This is a genomic window from Natronomonas marina (genome assembly GCF_024298905.1).
Lineage (GTDB): Archaea > Halobacteriota > Halobacteria > Halobacteriales > Haloarculaceae > Natronomonas > Natronomonas marina.
On the sequence record NZ_CP101154.1, the window covers coordinates 1,028,099 to 1,045,734 of the forward strand.

Sequence of the window (17,636 nt, forward strand, 5' to 3'; positions counted from 1 at the left end):
CGCCGAGGGAGTAGGGTGGGGTAGTTTACATCGGATGAGATAATTAGTCCTGCATTCGCGCGTTGTCTTCAGCAACCCTCAGTGAACAGCAACGCGATCCGGTAGAATCCACGGCGGTACGTTCGCAAGCCCAGCTAACGCCACCGCGGCGCTGTCATTTAAGGTCTCGGGACACACAACACGAGTATGGGCATCCTCTCGCGGGCATCCTACGTCATCCGGTCGAAGCTCAACGCGGTGTTGAACCGCGCGGAAGACCCCTCCGAGACGCTCGATTACTCCTACGAGCGCCTCCGGGACGAGTTACAGGACGTAAAGAAGGGTATCGCGGACCTGACGACCCAGAAGAAGCGCCTGGAGATACAGAAGCGCCGCCTCGATGAGAACGTCGACAAGCACAACGAGCAGGCCAGACAGGCCGTCGAACAGGGCCGCGACGACCTCGCACGGAAGGCCCTCGAAAAGAAAAAGCAGAAGATGACCCAGATCGAGGAGCTGGAGACCCAGATCGCCGACCTCCAGAACACCCAGGACGACCTCGTCGAGAAGAAGAACGAACTCCAGAGCCGCATCGAGCAGTTCCGCACCGAGAAGGAGACGATGAAGGCCCGCTACGAGGCCGCCGAGGCCAGCGCCCGGGTCAGCGAGGCGATGACCGGCGCCGGCGACGAGATGGAGAACATCTCCCGCTCGATCGACCGGGCCCGCGAACGGACCGAGGACATGGAGGCCCGGGCGGCCGCCATGGACGAACTCGAACAGTCCGGCGCCTTCGAGGGCGCGCTCTCGGAGGGCGACGAGATCGACCGCGAACTCGAGGCGATGCGCCGGGAGGGCGAGGTCGAGGCCGAACTCGAGACGCTGAAGGCCGAGGCCGGCGACGAGGAGACCGCCGACGCCGAAAGCGGGGCCGCCGACGCCGAACCGTCCTCCGACCCCGACATCGAGGCCGAACTCGAGGAACTGAAGCAGGAGGAGACGGAAGCCGAGGAGTCGACGTCGACCTCGACGTCGGATTCGGAAACCGAGGAGTGACTACTCCAGGGCCGCCCGCCAGGCGTCGGGGACCCGCGTCGGATCGCCGCTCGCCGGGTCGACGACGACCAGTACCGTCCGCCCCATCGCTACCCGTGTCCCATCGCACGCGAGCGTCACCTCCGTCGTGAGGCTCGTCTCCCCGATGTCGGCCACCTCGACGGTCCCGGTGACGCGGTCGCCGGCGAACAGTTCGGCGTGGTAGTCCAGTTCCAGCCGTGCGACGTGGCGGTCGTAGGCCTCGAACCGCGGCACCGTCTCCCGGAGGAACGCCTGCCGGACCCGGGCGACGTACGCCGGAAAGACGGCGTTGTCGACGTGGCTGTCGCCCATATCCCGCGTTCCGACGACGAGTTCGTGCTCGAAGGGTCGGTCGGTCACTGGCCGACGAAGTCCGGTTCGATGCGCTTGTCGTCGACCTCCGCCCGGAGGTGCTCGCGGAACCGCTCGACGTCGACGTCCTTCCGCTCGGCCTCGAAGCGGTCCCGGACCGAGACGGTTCCCGCCTCCGCCTCGTCGTCGCCGACGACGAGCATGTAGGGGACGCGGTCGTCGTGGGCCTGCTGTATCTTCTTGCCGATGGTCCACGAGCGGTCCTCGATCTCGACGCGGAACTCCGAGAGGTAGCGGTTCTTGACCTGCTTGGCGTAGCCGACGTTGTCGTCGGAGATGGGCAGGATGCGAACCTGCTCGGGCGCCAGCCACGTCGGGAAGTTCCCGTCGAAGTGCTCGATGAGTACCATGAAGAACCGCTCGTAACTGCCGTACAGCGCGCGGTGGATCATCACCGGCCGGTGTTCCTCGTTATCCTCGCCGGTGTAGGTGAGATCGAACCGCTCGGGGATAGTGAAGTCCAGTTGGACCGTCGGGCCGTCCCAGCTACGACCCAGCGCGTCCTCGAACGTGAAATCAATCTTCGGGCCGTAAAAGGCGCCGTCGCCCGGTTCGAGGCCGTAGTCGTAGCCGTCCGACTCGAGCACCTCCCGGAGCTGGGACTCGGCCTGCTCCCATATCTCGTCGCTCCCGACGGACTTCTCGGGTCGGGTCGCAAGCGCCACCTCGACGTCGAGGTCGAAGTGGCCGATGACCTCGAAGATCATGTCCATGATCTGCCGTATCTCGGCTTCGATCTGGTCCGGACGGCAGAACAGGTGGCCGTCGTCGATGGTGAACGACCACGTCCGCGACAGGCCCGACAGTTCGCCGCGCTGCTCCTTGCGGTACACCTTGCCGTTCTCGAAGTACCGCACCGGGAGGTCGCGGTACGACCAGTTGTGCTGGTCGAAGATGGTGGCGTGGCCCGGGCAGTTCATCGGCTTGAGCCCGTACTCCTCGTCGTTGACGTCGAGCAGGAACATGTCGTCGACGTAGTTGTCGTAGTGGCCCGACTTCTTCCACAGTTCCGTCCGGAAAACGTGGGGCGTCTCGACCTGCTCGTAGCCCGCCTCCCGGTTCAGTTCGTTCACGTACCGCTGGAGTTCGTGGAGGACCGTCTTCCCGTTGGGGTGATACAGCGGCAGCCCCGGTCCCGTGACGTCCGGAATGGAAAACAGGGCCATCTCCTGGCCGATCTTCCGGTGGTCCCGCTCTTTGGCCTGTTCCCGGCGTTCGAGGAACTGCTCGAGGTCGGCCTCGGTCTCGAATGCCGTCCCGTACACACGGGTGAGCGTGTCGTTGTCCTCGTCGCCGCGCCAGTAGGCCGCCGCGATGTTCAGCAGTTCGACCGCGCCGATCTCGCCCGTCGACTCGACGTGCGGGCCGCGACAGAGGTCCTGCCAGTCGTCCTGGACGTAGAAGGAGACGGTCTCGGAGCCGGCCGCTTCCTCTTCGAGGATGTCCTGCTTGTAGGGGTTGTCGGCGTACAGGTCAAGCGCCTCCTCGCGGGACCGCTCGACCCGTTCGATGTCGTAGTCGGCCTCGATGATGTCGTACATCTCGGCCTCGATGTCCTCGAGGTCGTCGGCGTCGAGGTCGACGCCCGCCACGTCGTAGTAGAACCCCTCGTCGGTCGGCGGCCCGATGGCCAGTTCGGCCTCGGGATACAGGCGCTGGAGCGCCTGGGCGAAAACGTGGGCCGCCGAGTGCCGCAGCGCCCGCAGGTACTCCTCGGAGTCCTCGGTGATGATGACGAGTTCGCAGTCCTCGACGAGCGGTTCCTCCTTGCCGGCGAGTTCGCCGTCGACGATCCCGCCGACCGTGTCCTCGCCGAGGCCCGGTCCGATCTCGTAGGCGACGTCCTCGACCGTCGACCCCGACTCCACGGAGAGTTCGGAGCCGTCCGGCAACGTGACGACGATGTCGCTCATGCCTACGACAAGCCGAGGCGGGGGGATAAGTGTTAAGAGACGGCTTTCTCTCGCCCCGCGGTCGGCGCGGAACCGCCTGGCGGTTCTCGCGGCGCACGGCGGGACGATGGTGCCGGACCGAGCGTCGTCGTGTCTCCTTTCATATCATTTGCGCCAATGAAAAATTATTAACAGACGGTGGTTTTGGACCCGGTGGGGGGTATGTAACAGTGACCGAGAAGGTTCGGGACGTTTGGAATCGACGACGATGGCTCAAGACAGTGGGAACGGCCGGACTCGGCGTCGGCGTCGCTGGCTGCTCGGGCGACGGGAACGGCGGAAACGGCGGGAACGGCGACGGCACGAGCACCGCAACGACGACCGCGACCGAGCAGTCGACCGCGACCCCGACCGACGGGGAGGGGTCGGGGTCGGACGGCGTGAGTGCGACCGTCTCCCTCGGCGTTCGGTCCTCGCAGTCGAACGTCGACAGCTTCCGGACGCTGCAGACGACGTTCGAGGCCCTCGAGTTGGTCGCCTCGGACGGAACGACGGTTCGTCTGGACGAGACGACGATGGACGTCGACCTCACGGAGGTGGGAGCCGGCGGGAGCGTCGACCTGTTCGAGGCGACGGTACCAGCAGGTGACTACACGGAGGCGAAGCTCTACCTTCCGATCCGGAGTGCGACCCTCGCCGACGGGGGCGACCCCGAATTCACTCGAACGGTGCCAGCCTCACGGGAGGTTCGGGGGGACCCGATCACGGTTCGCTCCGGGGGGAGCGTCGAGATAACGACGACGGTCGCCCTCGTGCGTGTCGCCGGCGACGGTCCCTGGACGTACACGCTCGGGTGGGGGGTCCGGTAGCCCCGGACCGAGGGCGACAGCCTACAGCGTCTCGCTCGACGCCAGCGGCCCGTCGAGTCGCTCGGCGGCGTCGGCTTCGAGTTTGTACCGCTGGACCTTCCGGGTGCCGCTGCGGGGGAGTTCGTCGACGACGAAGACGCGCCGCGGGTGCGCGTAGGTGGGCACCCGCTCGAGGGCGAACTCCCGGAGTGCTCGCTCGGTCGGCGGCTCCTCGACGCGCGGTTCGAGAACGACGTAGGCGACCGGCGCCTCACCTTTGGTCTCGTGGTCGGCGCCGACGACCGCGGCGGCCTGGACGTCGGGATGGTCGAACAGCGCGTCCTCGACCTCGGCGGGGTAGACGTTCTCGCCGCCGACGATGAGCATGTCGTCGGTTCGGTCGACCATCCACAGGAAGCGGTCCTCGTCGACGCGGGCGATGTCGGCGGTGTAGAACCAGCCGTCGGCGTCGAACACCTCGTCGTTCTTTTCGGGCATCCCGTGGTAGCCCTCGAAGACCTGCGGGCCGCGGACGGCGATTTCGCCGGTCACCTGTTGCTCGTCGTCGGGGTCGATGCCGTACTCGGCGAGCGTCGTCGCGGCCGTGGGGTCAAGCGCCGCCGCGGGAACCTTCGTCTCTCGCGTCTCTGGGTCGACGAGCTTGATCTCGACGTCGGGCAGTGGCTGGCCGATACAGCCCGCGCCCTTCCGGACACCGTACGTCGAGGAGGTCGTACCCGCCGGCGACGTCTCGGTCATGCCCCACCCCTCGGTCAGCGGCGTGTCGAAGGCGTCCTCGATGCGGCGGCGCGTGTCGTCCGCCAGCGGGGCCGCCCCGCTGCCGAGCGTCTGGACGCTGGAGACGTCGTAGGCATCGGGGTTCTCCTCCAGTTCCTCCAGCATCTCGATGTAGACTGCCGGAACCGCCGCGAACTGCGTCACCTCGAACTCGGTGATGGCCGAGAGCAACTCGGCGGGCACCGGCATCGTCCGGAGGACGATGGTCGCGCCGTTGTACAGCCCCGTCAGCATCACGACGCTGAGTCCGTACATGTGAAACAGCGGGAGGAAACAAAGCGCCACGTCGGATTCGGGGTCGGCCCCGCCCCGCGAAGAGTACGACTGCGCCGTCGAGAGCAGGTTCCGATGGGTCGTCAGCACGCCCTTCGGGTCGCCGGTCGTCCCCGAGGTGTACGGCTGGACGGCGACGTCCTCGAAGTCGCGGTCGGGCCGGTCGAACTCGGGGTCGGCGGCGTCGACGTGTTCGTCGTAGTCCTCCAGGCCATCGGCACCGCCCGGGATGAACGCCAGTGGCACCGCCTCGGCGAGGTCGGTGCCGACGCTCGGGAAGACGGGCGACGTGACGAGGGCCTCGGCGCCCGAGTCCTCGAGGATGTAGCGCAGGCGCTCGCGGTCCATCCGGTGGTTCAGCGGGACCGCCACCGCGCCGGCCTTGACGACGCCGAAGAACGATTCGGGAAACTGAATCGAGTTCTCGAGGTACAGCGCCACCCGGTCGCCCGGTTCGATGCCCGCTTCGACGAGAGCGTTGGCGACCCGGTTCGAGCGGGCCTCCAGGTCCGCGTAACTCTGCTCGTCGCCGCGGTACTCGAAGGCGAGCGCGTCGCCGTACCGCTCGGCGCCCATTGCCGGCACGTCGCCGAGGTGTCGGAGCGGCTCCCGGTCGTGGTACTTCATCGCTGGCGTCGTGCTTGTTTCGTGTTATCAAAAGCCTTGGGCCAGGATGTCGGTGTCTTTTTTGACAGAAACTCGCCGGGATGGCCGGTACCCCGGGAGGTTTTTACCTTCCGGCGGCAGGGTGCGGTATGGACGCGTTCGAGGCGTCGGCGAACGTGCCGCGCGGCGACTTCGAGTTCGACCGTCGCCCGTCGACCGACCAGGCCTTCGAGAACGCGCTGGCGAAGGCGCGGGCCGGCCACCGCCTCGACGTCGACGACGCCGTCGAGTTGCTGACGACCGGCACCGACCGCGAGGGCATCGACCTCGACCGCAAGGAGCAGGTACTGGAGGCGGCCGACCGGCGCCGGGCCGAGGTCGTCGGCGAGGAGGTCACCTTCGTCGCCAACCTCAACAACAACGTCACGACCGCCTGCAACACCGGCTGTCTGTTCTGTAACTTCAAGGACCGCTCCGAGCAGTTCCGAACCGAGTACCAGGACGACCACGACGGCTTCACGAAGACGCCCGACGAGTCCCGCGACATCGTCCGCGACGCCGTCGAACGCGGCATCTACGAGGTCTGTTCCGTCTCGGGACTCCACCCCGCCTTCGCGCTCGACGACGAACACCGCGAGATACTCGAAAACAGCGACCGCGGCGACCTCAACTACCGGCCGCCCGCCGAATACGACGTCGACCCCCGCACCTACACCGCACAGCTGGAGGCGATGGACGTCGGCGGCGTCCACGTCCACTCGATGACGCCCGAGGAGGCCTACCACGCCCGTCGCGGGACCGAGTGGAGCTACGAGGAGGTCTTCCGGCGATTGCAGGCTGCCGGTCTCGACAGCGTACCCGGCACCGCCGCCGAAATCCTCGTCGACGAGGTCCGGGAGGTCATCTGCCCCGCGAAAATCGACACCGGCGAGTGGCTCGAGGCGATGGAGGCCGCCGCTTCGGTCGGTCTCGATACGACGGCGACCATCATGTACGGCCACGTCGAGAACGAGGCCCACCGTGCGCTGCACCTCGACCGGGTACGCGAGTTGCAGGACAGAACCGGCGCCATCACCGAGTTCGTCCCGCTGTCGTTCGTCCACCACGACACGCCGCTGGCCGAGCGCGGCATGGTCGACTCGGGCGCCAGCGTCCACGAGGACGAACTGATGATCGCTGTCTCGCGGCTCTACCTCGACAACGTCGAGCACATCCAGTCGTCGTGGGTGAAGTACGGCGACGGCCAGGGGCTGAAGATGCTGTCGTGCGGCGCCAACGACTTCATGGGCACCATTCTCTCCGAGGAGATTACGAAGCGGGCGGGCGGCGACTACGGCGAATTCCGCTCGTTCAGGGAGTACGTCGACATGATAACGGCGATGGGCCGGGTGCCGGTCGAGCGTTCGACGGACTACGAAACGCGGCGGCGAATCGACCCCGACGCCGACGAGGTGGGTCCGACGCTCGGGCCGAAGGCCGACGGGACGCCGCTGCTGTAGCGGTAGCGTCCCGGACGACGAAAGCTCCGTCCCGATGCGTCGCTCCGAGAGTTCGCGGGCGACCGACAGCGTCTCTCAGTGTGACGCCCACGACAGCGGGAGAAAGCTTATTATCAGACTCTCGAATCAGCAATTATGCCCGAGCGGAGAGCGGTACTGGCGGGCGGATCGATGCTGCTGGCCGGCCTCGGCGGCTGTGTCGGGTTGGGTAACGGGACCGACGCCGTCCCGCTCGAAACCTACGAGTACTCACTGATCAACCACAAAAGCGAACCCAAAACGTTCCACTGGGCCTTCGAGACGGAGGAAGGGCTCGGAGAGTGGGTCAGCCAACGAGTCGGAACCAAATACGGGGAAGCGATGGACTTGGAGCAGGTCAGCGTCTCCGAGGTCATCAGGCTGCACGTCATCGTCGATGACGTGCCGGCCCGTGCCGACCTCCGGAATCCGGACGGGACCGACAAGATATTTGTCATCCACGGGACCCCCGGACCGATTCCGGAAACCAAGATTATGGGAGAACCGGATCCCGAGAACTGAGGGAACGCCTGGGCTCCTACGCCCCGAGCACCGCCCGGTAGCGCCGGCCGGGCACGGAATCGGCCGCGAGTTCGCTCTCGATGCGCGACGAGAGCCAGCCCTCTTCGACGTATCTCTCGTGGACCGGGAGCCGCTCGACCAGGGGGACCCCGCCCGTCTCGGCGATCTCCTCCAATTCCCGCAGTTCGGGCCAGGCGTAGTCGGGGTTGATGTGGTCGTCGGTGACCGGCGAGACGCCGCCGAGGTCGTCGACGCCGCAGTCCAGCAGGTCCCGGACGGGCGCGAGGTTCGGCGGCGACTGGACGCTTATCTCGTCGGGGAGTCCCGTGCGTGCCATCGCGGTCACGCGCCGCATCGTCTCGAGGCTCGGTGACCCGTTCCGCCAGCGCTCGTTCTCGGCGACCGGCTGGACGATGACCTCCTGGACGTGGCCGTACCGCTCGTGGAGGTCCCGGATGGCCAGGACCGACTCCGCCCGGTCGCGCCAGGTTTCGCCCACGCCGACGAGGATGCCGGTCGTGAACGGCACCCCGAGTTCGCCCGCGGTTGCGATGGTCGCAAGGCGCTGTCCCGGCTCCTTGCGTCTGGTGCCGGCGTGGGCGCGGACGTCGGCCGTCGTCTCCAGCATCACGCCCATCGAGGCGTTGACGTCGGCGACCAGTTCCATCTGCTCGCGGGTCTGGTCGCCCGGGTTCGCGTGGGGGAGCAGACCGCAGTCCAGCGCGATCTCGCAGGCCGACCGCAGGTAGGAGTGAATCGAGTCGTGACCCCACGCCTCGAGCTGGTCGTGAATCGCCTCGTAGCGGTCGTCGGGGTCGTCGCCGAACGTGAAAAGCGCCTCCGTACAGCCAGCGTCGGCGCCGCGTTCGCAGATCCGCCGGACCTCCTCGGGGGCCAGCAGTGAGGCCTCCCCGGGCGGGTCGTAGTAGGTACAGTAGGTGCAGGTGTACCGGCACGCCGTCGTCAGCGGGACGAAGACGTTCCGGGCGAAGGAGAGTTCGGGTGCAGCAGTGACGTCGTCGGGCGTCACCGAAAGCAGGCGCTCGACGTCCGACTCCTCGACCGACACCTCGACGCCGTAGGCCTCCCCTCCGAACACAGCGAAACGGTGTGTCCCGGGGGAATTAAATCGCTCGACAGTGGCGGTTACGGCCCCGTTCGCCGCGCGGTGACCCGGCCGTCGGTGGTCTCGACCTCGAAGCCGGCCTCTGTTAGCCACGCCCGGGACCGGCCCCCGCCGTGCAACAGCAGTTCGACGAGGTCCCGCGTCTCGTCGACGTCGACGGCGAGTCGGAACGAGTCGACGGTCGCGAGGTCGGCGCCGGCATCGCGGGCCCGCCGCCGGTGGTCCCGAATCGAGACGCCGTGGTAGTCGAAGGCGAAGCCGTCGTGACGGACGACGGCCGCGTTGGTACCGCCGCCCAGGCCGGGCGCGACGACGACGTCGCCGTCGGTCTCGAAGAGCCGCGTCAGTGCGGCCGGCGTGGCGAGCGCCAGGTCCGCCATCACGACCGCCGTCGGCGGATCGAGGTGGGCGTTGACCGCGTCGGTGAGCGGCCGGTCGTCGACGACGGTCGGCCAGGACGTCTCGACGGGTGCCGTCGAGAGCACCGTCGGCTCACCGTCGGCCTCGGCGACTGCCTCACAGACGTCGAGAAGCATCGCGCGGGCGAAGGCCGCACGCTCGTCCGGTTCGAGGGCGTCGCCGAGTCGCGTCTTCGGTTCGTCGGCCGCGAACGGGACGAGAACCTCCATCTACCGCAGTCGGCTGGGACCCTGCTTGCGGGACTGGTAGACGTAGAAGCCAACACCGATGAGAAGGCCCACGACGACGGCCGCGCCGCCGTACAGCAGGAGCGTTCTGTTGCGCTGGCTCTGCTGGGCCTCGTTTTCGGCCTCCTCGGCGAGCTGGTTGGCGTTGTCGTAGTTGCCCGCGTTGTAGGCGGAGATGGCCCGCTGGAGCGTCTCCTGGCTCCCGTCGTTACTGGACTGTCCGACGACCTCGCTCGCCTCGTCGATGTCCTGACGGGCCGAGCGGCTCTCCTGAGTGAAGTGGTGGGTCTCGTAGCTGGCGATGTCCTGCTGGGTGCCGCCCTGTCTGTTCAGCGTGAACGAGGCGGCGGAGAACCGCTGTGGCGGGTCGTAGTTCGGCGTCTCGAAGGCGGGCGTGGTGCCGGTGATCCGCACCTCGACGCGGCTCACGCCGCTCTCGATGTCGATTTCCTGGGAGAACTCCTGGCCGTCGTAGGACTCCTGGGCGACCTGATTGCCCGCCTGGTCGTACTGCGTGACGGTCCAGGTGACGCTTTCTATCTCGGTCTCGCCGACCAGCGTCCACCGCTCGAAGTCGGTGAAGAGGTCGGTCAGCTCGTAGGTCGCGTCGAACTCCGAGCCGACTTCGGACTCCTCGGGGGCATCCATCGGCCCGCTGTCGACGGCCGCGACGGGGCCGGCGAGTACCGACGCCGCGAGGAGGGCGGCGAGGAGGACCGAGAGGGGAACCTTACTCCTCATCGTCACCGTATTCGATGAGACTGTCGAGGTCGTCCTTGCTCGAGGCGCGGAGTTTCTCGACGTTCTCCTCGGCCTCGATGGCCAGCCGCTGCATCTCCCGGACCCGCGGCACGTCCGTCACGCCGGAGAGGACGACGATGGCCGCGACGCGGTCCTCGTTGGGGAGCGGGTAGTCGCCCGCCCGGACCTCCATGCAGTCGGTGGACTCCTCGAGCCACTTGCGCGCCTTGTCGATCCCCTTCCGGTTGAGCGCCTCCGGCGGTCCGGACACCAGGAGCAGCGCCCGTTCGGTGGAGTCGACCTCACACTGGAGGGTCAGTTTGCCGAGCGTCGCCTTCCGGACCAGCGATGTGATGCGGTTGGTGTCGTCGCCGGCACTCGAGATGCCGTCGTCCCGATTGCCGCCGCGGAGCCGGTCGAGGAGGCCGCTGTCGCGGGTCTCGACCTCCTCGCTGGCGTAGCCGATGGAGGTGATCCCGTGGTCGCCGAGGGTGTTGATTATCTCTGAGGCGTCGACGACGCTTTCGGCGACCTCGTCGCCCAGCGCCTCGACCTCGCCGGCCGAAAAGAGAGCGCCGAACCGGGAGACTATCTCGGCGTTGATCTCGGTGTAGCCCTCCTGGAGGCTCTCGCCGCCGGTCTTGAAGGCGTCGTTGTCGAACGCCAGCATGTTGTCGACCTCCTCGACGAAGTTCTGGAAGGACTTGGCGGCGTTGCGGTTGTAGATGCCGCCCTCGTCTTTGGCGGGGAGGATGCCGAGCCCGTAGACGGGTTCGACGTAGAGCCGCTGGAGGTGCTGGGCGAGCAGCGGTGCGCCGCCGCTGCCGGTGCCGCCGCCCAGTCCGGCCATGATGAGGAAGGCGTCGATCTCGCTCGTGGTCATCCGGTCGATGGCGGACTGGATCTCCTCCATGTCCTCGCGGGTACACCGCTCGCCGAGTTCGGGTTCGGTGCCGGCGCCGTGGCCCTTCACCACCGACTGCCCGATGAGTACGCGGTTCTCCTCGGGGACGTAATCGAGGCCCATCAGGTCCGCCTTCGCCGTGTTCACGGCGACGGCGTGGCCGACGATACCCGTCCCACGGGTGGTGTCGTACTCGAGGAACCGGTCGAGAATCTTCCCGCCGGCCTGCCCGAAGCCTATCATTGCTAGTTTCATGGGCTTGCTTACGCAGGGTAGCCGTCCACTGGAAGGATAAGCTTTCGGCCGGCGTCCGACGCCCGAACGACGCCCGGCGGCGGCGGGACGACGGGGACCTGCAGGCGGAACGGAACAACGAGCACGACGGCGGCGACAGCCGGGCGGCCCGCTCGTCAGTCCTCGAGTTCGTCGGGGTCGACGCCGAGGTACTCGGCGACGGTCCGCAACGCGGAGACCTCGACGCCGAATGCGGCCACGTCGTTGTCGTCGGTGGTGTTGTCGAACTGCAACGAGCGGTACTGGTCCGAGCCCATCCGCGGAACGCCGGGCAGCGCATCGAGGACACCCCCGGGAACGTGGTCCAGGGTGGAGAGACCGATTTTTGCCAGCGGCATCGGGATCGACACCACGTCCACGGGCTTGCCGTCGGCGCCGTGAGCCAGGCGGGCCACCTCCGCGAGCGTCAGCACCTCCGGGCCGCCGATCTCGTAGATTCGGCCGGCGTGCGGGTTCTCGTCGCCGTCGCCGATCCGTCGGATCGCTGGCGTCAATTCCTCGTCGAGTTCGGCGTCGTCCGCCGGTTCGTCGTCGGGAGCGGCCCCCTCGACGGCGTCGGCGAGCATCGGCACGAGGTCGCCGACCCATATCGGCTGGAACCGCGTCTTGCCGCCGCCCGGCAGCGGCGTGAGATAGGGCGTCGCCAGCTGTTTCGTGTACGGGATGAACTCGCCGCCGTCCCCGAAGACGACCGAGGGCCGGAACATCGTCCACTCGAGGTCGGACTCCCGGACGATGGCCTCCGCGAGTCCCTTCGAACGGATGTAGGCGGTGTCGCCGTCGGGATCGGCGCCCAGCGCGCTCATCTGGACGAGTCGGCCGACGCCGTGGGCCTCGGCGGCCCGGACGACGTTCTCGGTGCCGTCGCGGTGGACGGCGAAGTGGGCCTCGTTACCGCCCGCGGGCCGGAACAGCGGCGACAGCGCCACCAGGTTGACCACGGCGTCCTGCCCCTCGAAGTGGGCCTCGATGGAGTCGTAGGCAGTCACGTCGCCCATGACCCGCTCGACGCCGGACGGCAGATCGGCCTCCTCGGGGTGCCGTGCGAGCGCGGTCACCTCGTGACCCCGCCCGTGGAGTTCCTCACACAGCGCCGTACCGATGAAGCCGGACCCGCCGACGACCAGGATTCGCATATAAAAACGCTACTCGCGGCGCCGACTTAAAACGTCGTGGCGAGGCAACGGCCGCCGGCTACCCGTCAGAACTCCTCGAGGGCGGACTGCTCTGCGGCCGCACGGAGGTCCTCGCAGGTCGACCACGACCGCCGCGCACACGCCGGGAGGTCGCCGGTTTCGGCGAGGTGCTCGCGGAGGAACGCCCGGGTCGTCGGATCGCTCGGGTAGCCGCTGCCGACCGCCCCGTACTCCGCTTCGAGTGCGGCGACGTGAGCCTCGCGGGCGCTCTTTGCCACGACGCTCGCGGCCGCGACCAGGTCGTCGTCGCCGTCGGCGCCGTGCCGTGCGTCGACCGCGACGTCGGTCCCGGTCCGTGCTTCGACGCGGGCGGCGAAGCGGTCGGCGTCGACGTCGCCCGCGTCACAGAGACCGGCGTCGCCCGACTCGGCGACCGCCGCCAGCGCCTCGGCGTGAGCCGCGACCGTGAGGTCGTTCATGTTGCCGGCGTCGATGCGTTCCGGCGGTATCTCGGCGAGGCCGACGGCCACCCGGTCGTCGTCGTGGAGACGGTCGGCCAGCCGTTCGCGGCGGTCGTCGGACAGTCGCTTGGAGTCGTCGAGGCCCGCCGGCAGCGCCGCCCGGGGCGCCCGCACCGCCGCGGCGAACATCGACCCGAGCACCGGTCCCTTCCCCGCCTCGTCGACGCCGAACTCCATGCTCCGTGGTGTCGCGTGCGGCTCGAAAAGGTTGCGCTCGCGCCGTTACTGCAGCGAGGACAGCGCAGTACGGAAGTTCTCGTCGTCGAACTGCTCGGCGAGGTCGGCGGTCTCGTCGCGCAGTTTCTCGATCTCGGCCAGCAGGTACTGGTACTGGGGGTCGTCCGCCAGTTCCTCCCGGGAGTACTCGTTTTCGAGGGCGATCTGTTTCGAGATGGCCGCAAAGAGCTTGCGGACGTTCTCGTCGTAGACCCGCCGGTGGAGCAGGTGGTCGACGAGTTCGAACAGTTCGTCCTCGCGGACGGGTTTGGTGACGTAGGCGTCGAAGCCCATCTCGACGACGTCCATCTCGGGCTCGACGGCGGTGACCATCGCTACCTGGCAGTCGGCGCCCCGGTCGCGGAGCATCGAGAGGACCGCGCTGCCGTTCATGCCGGGCAACTCGCGGTCGAGAAGGACGACCTCGACGTCCTCGTCGAACTCCTCTAGGGCCTCCGGGCCGTCGTTTGCGACCCGGACGGGGTACTTCTCGGCGAGCCAGCCGCTGTACAGGTTCGCGAGTTCGGGCTCGTCCTCGACGACGAGGATGACGTCTTTGCTCATGTCCTGTGGGACGACTCGTTGCCCCCTAGGACGGACGACGATAATAAACCCCCGGTTGGATAGAGGATCGAACGGCCGATATTTATTCGGTAACCGCGCCGTTGCTGCGGGTTTCGTCGGCGGGAGCGTCCGGTGGACCGCCGGTCACTCCGGGGCGCGGGCCGGCTCGCCCGCCCGGTCGCGCCGGTACTCGTCGGTCAAAAACGGTCCCGAGACGCCCTCGACATCGAGGACGTCGAGGGCGGTCACCGTCGCGCCGACGCCGAGTTCGCCCGCCAGGCTGGGCTCGGTCCGCCCCTCGTCGCCGCTCACGAGTTCCTTGATGTAGAGACCCCCCTCGCCGTGGACGTCGACGACGGCGGTGTACTCGTCTTCGAGTTCGGCGTCGACCGAGAGTACCTCCCGCTCGCGGACCAGGTCGGCGCGGCGGTGGTCGACGCGGTGCGGCGTCCGCTGTTCGACGGTAGCCCCCTCGAGGGCGTCGAGCGCCGTCTCGAACGCCTCGTCGGAAACCGGTTCGTCGAAGGCGACCGTCGCGCGGTAGGTCTTCGTGGCGTCGTGCTCCTTGACCCGCTCTATCATCTCGTAGCTGACGAACGCGAGGTCCTCGACGGCCACCTTCTCGCCGTCGACCTGGGCGGCCAGTTCCGCGAGGTCGGCGTCCCGCCGTCGGGGCTCTTTCACTTCGAGGACGAACGGCCGGCCGCCCCCGAGCATCAGGGCGTCGACGTCCTCGCGGCCCGCGCCGTGGAAGACGGCCTCGGTCCCCCGGAAGGCGTTCAGGAAGGGCGGCGCGACGAGTTCCTCGACGCTCTCGTCGTAGGTGTCCCACTCGGTCTGGGGGATGCCGCGCTCCAGTTTCCGGTAGCGGCCGTAGACGGTCACGGAGTTGCGCTGGAGTTCGACGGCGTCGGCCTCCAGGTCCAGCAGGAACTGGACGTCGGGTCGCCGGAAGTCGACCTCGGCGCCGAGCCGTGCGCCGACGCGCCGGCCGACCTCGCGGTTCAGTTCGGTCTTCAGCTCCTCGCCGGCGTCGGGGTCGAGACCCGCGCCCTCTCGAAGCAGGCGGTCGTTCTCCTCGAGCAGCGGCGGCACCCGGGTGCCGACCTGGTAGGTGTACAGTTCGGTGTCGCCCAGCGCCTCGACCAGCCGGTCGGCCAACTCGTCGAACCGCGAGCAGACGCCCTCGCAGACCCAGCACTCCGCGTCGGGCTCCTCGAAGGGCTCGTCGTCGGCCAGCGCGACGACGGTCCGGAGCGCCCGCCCCCGTTCGGCGTTCGTCAGCCCGAAACTCCGGTCGGCGACGGGGCGGCCGAGACAGGAGTCACACAGCGGGCCCGACTCGAGCAACGCGCGGGCGTCGTCGATGAGGCTCATTGTCGGAGGTCGGTGTTCCGACGGTAACACGCTTGCCATCCGCCGCGGCGAGGACTGGCGCGCGGGCAGCGCGCGACGGCCCCCGTGATTCAACTGGGCCGGGCACCTATCGTGTGTATGGGTCACACGCGTTCGGGAGCCGAACCGGATCGGCGGGAACCGGGAGGCGGACACGACCGGCGGCGTGCGACGCGCGCCGACGGCCGGCGATGAAGCGGGCGGTGCGGTCGGTCAGCAGGGCGGAACTGGCGGTGTTCGTCTCCGGGGTTGCGAGCATGGGCCTGGAGATACTGGCCGGGCGGCTGATCGCCCCGCAGTTCGGCAGCAGCATCTACACCTGGGGGACCATCATCGGCGTGTTCCTGGCGGCGCTGAGCCTCGGGTACTACCGCGGCGGGAAGCTGGCGAGTCGGCGGGCCGACACCGGACACCTGATCCGGCTTTTCGTCTGGACGGCCGTCTACGTCGCCGGACTGGTGTTCGCCGGCGAACTCCTGTTGCGGTCGACCGTCGCGTTGCCGTTCCCCGGCCGGGCCGCCTCGCTGCCGGCCGTCGTGCTCCTGTTCGGGCCGCCGACCTACCTGCTCGGCTTCGTCAGCCCCTACGCCGCCGAACTGTCCGACAAGACGGGCACTGGCGAGGCCTCGGGGCACGTCTACGCGGTCGGGACGGTCGGCAGCATCGTCGGCGCCTTCGGGACGACCTACGCGCTGGTACCCGCCCTGGGGACGGACGCCATCGGCTTCCTGTTCGGCGTCCTGCTGGTCGGAACGGCCGCCCTGCTGGCCTGGCCCGACCCGTCCCGGGAGACCCTGGGGTCGGTGCTGGGGACCGTCCTCCTCCTGACGGCCGCCATCGGAACCGGCGTGGCCGGCGTCTCCGTCGAGGGGAACGTGGTCTACGAGACGCAGACGGAGTACCAGGAGCTCCGCGTGGTCGATCTGGGGGACACGCGGACGCTGTACCTCGACGGCCAGCGACACAGCGCGATGGACCGTGCGTCGCCGACCCGGCACGTCTTCGACTACACCAGGTACTTCCATCTGCCGTACCTGTTCGCCGACGACCCCGACGACATCGACCGGGTGCTGTTCGTCGGCGGCGGCGGCTTCTCGGGACCGAAGCGGTTCCTCGAGGAGTACGACGCCACGGTCGACGTCGTCGAAATCGACCCCGAGGTCATCCGGGTCGCCAGGCAGTACTTCCGGGTCCCGGAGTCCGACCGGCTGAACGTCTACAACCGGGACGGCCGCCGGTATCTCCGGGACACCGACCGCACCTACGACGTCATCGTCCTCGACGCGTACAAGAAGGACAAGGTGCCGTTCCACCTGACGACCGTTGAGTTCATGCGGCTCGTAAACGAGCGGCTCTCGGCGGACGGCATCCTCGTGGCGAACCTCATCTCGGCGCCGACCGGTCCCGCCTCGAAGTTCTACCGCGCGGAGCACCGCACGGTCTCGCGGGTCTTCCCGCAGGTGTACTCGTTCCCGACAAGCGAGGGGGCCGTCGTCCAGAACATCGAAATCGTGGCCACGAAGAACGACCGGCGAGTGACGGAGACGACCCTCCGGGAGCGCAACGAACGCCGGGACGTCGGACTGGACCTCGAGAGCGAGGTCGCCGCCTACCGCCACGAGGCGCCCGACGACGACGCCCCGGTCCTGCGCGACGACTACGCGCCGGTCGACGCTCTTCTGGACCCGATGGTCGGCCGGCGGTACGTCGTCGAGCGGACCAACGACACCGAAACCGCCGACGGACGGGCGGTATCGGCGCCCGTCCAGATCGGGGCGGCGGGTCGGTCGTCGGCTACCCGTCCCCGTCCCGCAACGCCGCCAGTTCCGCCCGCCGCTCGTTGATGGCCCGCCGGTAGGCCTCCTCGTCCTCGAAGTTCGCCGACTCCAGACGGGCCTCCAGGACGAGCAACTGCAACTGGAGTTCGCGGGCCCGCTCGCGGTGCTCCGCCGGCACGTCCGCCGGCGGCTCTTTCGGGTACTCCTCGCCGGACATACGCCCGTTACGGGCCGGGGATTCCTGGGTGTGTCGGCGGCGGAGCCAATCACCGGGACGGTGTCGCCCGAACGCCGACTGCGAGCCCTCGGTACCTGACAAGGATTTAATTATGCACCGTCTGACGGTAATCGAGCCGAGATTAGTCGGTTTTTATCAATATATCCCGACGTTCGTTCCTACTCGCGTCGAATGCTACGAGTATCACCTGCC

General features: G+C 68.1%; 17 protein-coding genes. 5 read left to right on the forward strand and 12 right to left on the reverse strand.

The window, feature by feature from the left end:
* Positions 1-186: 186 nt before the first annotated feature.
* Positions 187-1,035, forward strand: a complete 849-nt coding sequence (locus tag NLF94_RS05575; protein WP_254840478.1) for a PspA/IM30 family protein — start codon at positions 187-189, stop codon at positions 1,033-1,035.
* Here the strand turns inward: NLF94_RS05575 and NLF94_RS05580 are convergent, their stop codons facing one another.
* Entirely contained in the window at positions 1,036-1,416 is a 381-nt protein-coding gene (locus tag NLF94_RS05580; protein WP_254840479.1) for an acyl-CoA thioesterase, read from the reverse strand.
* Positions 1,413-3,341 carry a threonine--tRNA ligase gene (gene thrS, locus NLF94_RS05585; protein ID WP_254840480.1) on the reverse strand — a complete coding sequence of 643 codons (1,929 nt, stop codon included), beginning with the start codon at positions 3,339-3,341 and terminating at the stop codon, positions 1,413-1,415. Before thrS ends, NLF94_RS05580 begins: the two co-directional genes overlap by 4 nt.
* Before the next feature lie 260 nt (positions 3,342-3,601).
* Here thrS and NLF94_RS05590 point away from each other — a divergent pair, with 260 nt between their 5' ends.
* A complete protein-coding gene (locus NLF94_RS05590; protein ID WP_254840481.1) occupies positions 3,602-4,189 on the forward strand; it encodes a DUF4382 domain-containing protein in 588 nt (195 codons plus the stop codon).
* Between the two features lie 21 nt (positions 4,190-4,210).
* On the opposite strand, the gene NLF94_RS05595 is transcribed toward NLF94_RS05590, so the two are convergent.
* Complete coding sequence (locus NLF94_RS05595) at positions 4,211-5,866, reverse strand: class I adenylate-forming enzyme family protein (RefSeq protein WP_254840482.1); 1,656 nt, start codon at positions 5,864-5,866, stop codon at positions 4,211-4,213.
* Positions 5,867-5,994: 128 nt separating this feature from the next.
* On the opposite strand from NLF94_RS05595, the gene cofH reads away from it, so the two are divergent.
* Together cofH and NLF94_RS05605 are read left to right on the forward strand one after the other, a co-directional pair.
* Positions 5,995-7,344 (forward strand): 7,8-didemethyl-8-hydroxy-5-deazariboflavin synthase subunit CofH, encoded by a 1,350-nt coding sequence (gene cofH, locus NLF94_RS05600; RefSeq protein WP_254840483.1) that lies wholly within the window; start codon positions 5,995-5,997, stop codon positions 7,342-7,344.
* Positions 7,345-7,479: 135 nt separating this feature from the next.
* Positions 7,480-7,884, forward strand: coding sequence for a hypothetical protein (locus tag NLF94_RS05605; RefSeq protein WP_254840484.1), 405 nt, complete (start codon positions 7,480-7,482; stop codon positions 7,882-7,884).
* Positions 7,885-7,900: 16 nt separating this feature from the next.
* On the opposite strand, the gene cofG is transcribed toward NLF94_RS05605, so the two are convergent.
* The 8 genes from cofG to NLF94_RS05645 all read right to left on the reverse strand — a co-directional run bounded on the left by cofG (position 7,901) and on the right by NLF94_RS05645 (position 15,410).
* Complete coding sequence (gene cofG / locus NLF94_RS05610; protein WP_254840485.1) at positions 7,901-8,983, reverse strand: 7,8-didemethyl-8-hydroxy-5-deazariboflavin synthase subunit CofG; 1,083 nt, start codon at positions 8,981-8,983, stop codon at positions 7,901-7,903.
* 47 nt (positions 8,984-9,030) lie between these two features.
* Complete coding sequence (gene cofC / locus NLF94_RS05615) at positions 9,031-9,639, reverse strand: 2-phospho-L-lactate guanylyltransferase (RefSeq protein WP_254840486.1); 609 nt, start codon at positions 9,637-9,639, stop codon at positions 9,031-9,033.
* A complete protein-coding gene (locus NLF94_RS05620) occupies positions 9,640-10,398 on the reverse strand; it encodes a hypothetical protein (RefSeq protein ID WP_254840487.1) in 759 nt (252 codons plus the stop codon).
* Positions 10,388-11,557, reverse strand: a complete 1,170-nt coding sequence (locus tag NLF94_RS05625; protein ID WP_254840488.1) for a tubulin/FtsZ family protein — start codon at positions 11,555-11,557, stop codon at positions 10,388-10,390. The genes NLF94_RS05620 and NLF94_RS05625 overlap by 11 nt, the downstream gene beginning before the upstream one ends.
* 155 nt (positions 11,558-11,712) lie before the next feature.
* Positions 11,713-12,732: a complex I NDUFA9 subunit family protein gene (locus NLF94_RS05630; RefSeq protein WP_254840489.1), complete on the reverse strand. Its 1,020-nt coding sequence runs from the start codon at positions 12,730-12,732 to the stop codon at positions 11,713-11,715.
* Between the two features lie 65 nt (positions 12,733-12,797).
* Positions 12,798-13,430 (reverse strand): ribonuclease HII, encoded by a 633-nt coding sequence (gene rnhB, locus NLF94_RS05635; protein ID WP_254840490.1) that lies wholly within the window; start codon positions 13,428-13,430, stop codon positions 12,798-12,800.
* A 45-nt stretch (positions 13,431-13,475) separates the two neighbouring features.
* Positions 13,476-14,033 carry a response regulator gene (locus tag NLF94_RS05640; RefSeq protein WP_254840491.1) on the reverse strand — a complete coding sequence of 186 codons (558 nt, stop codon included), beginning with the start codon at positions 14,031-14,033 and terminating at the stop codon, positions 13,476-13,478.
* Between the two features lie 144 nt (positions 14,034-14,177).
* Positions 14,178-15,410, reverse strand: a complete 1,233-nt coding sequence (locus NLF94_RS05645; protein WP_254840492.1) for a tRNA pseudouridine(54/55) synthase Pus10 — start codon at positions 15,408-15,410, stop codon at positions 14,178-14,180.
* A gap of 209 nt (positions 15,411-15,619) precedes the next feature.
* On the opposite strand from NLF94_RS05645, the gene NLF94_RS05650 reads away from it, so the two are divergent.
* Positions 15,620-17,272 (forward strand): spermidine synthase, encoded by a 1,653-nt coding sequence (locus tag NLF94_RS05650; RefSeq protein ID WP_254840493.1) that lies wholly within the window; start codon positions 15,620-15,622, stop codon positions 17,270-17,272.
* Here the strand turns inward: NLF94_RS05650 and NLF94_RS05655 are convergent.
* Positions 17,223-17,423, reverse strand: a complete 201-nt coding sequence (locus NLF94_RS05655; RefSeq protein WP_254840494.1) for a hypothetical protein — start codon at positions 17,421-17,423, stop codon at positions 17,223-17,225. The genes NLF94_RS05650 and NLF94_RS05655 overlap by 50 nt on opposite strands.
* Positions 17,424-17,636: the final 213 nt, after the last annotated feature.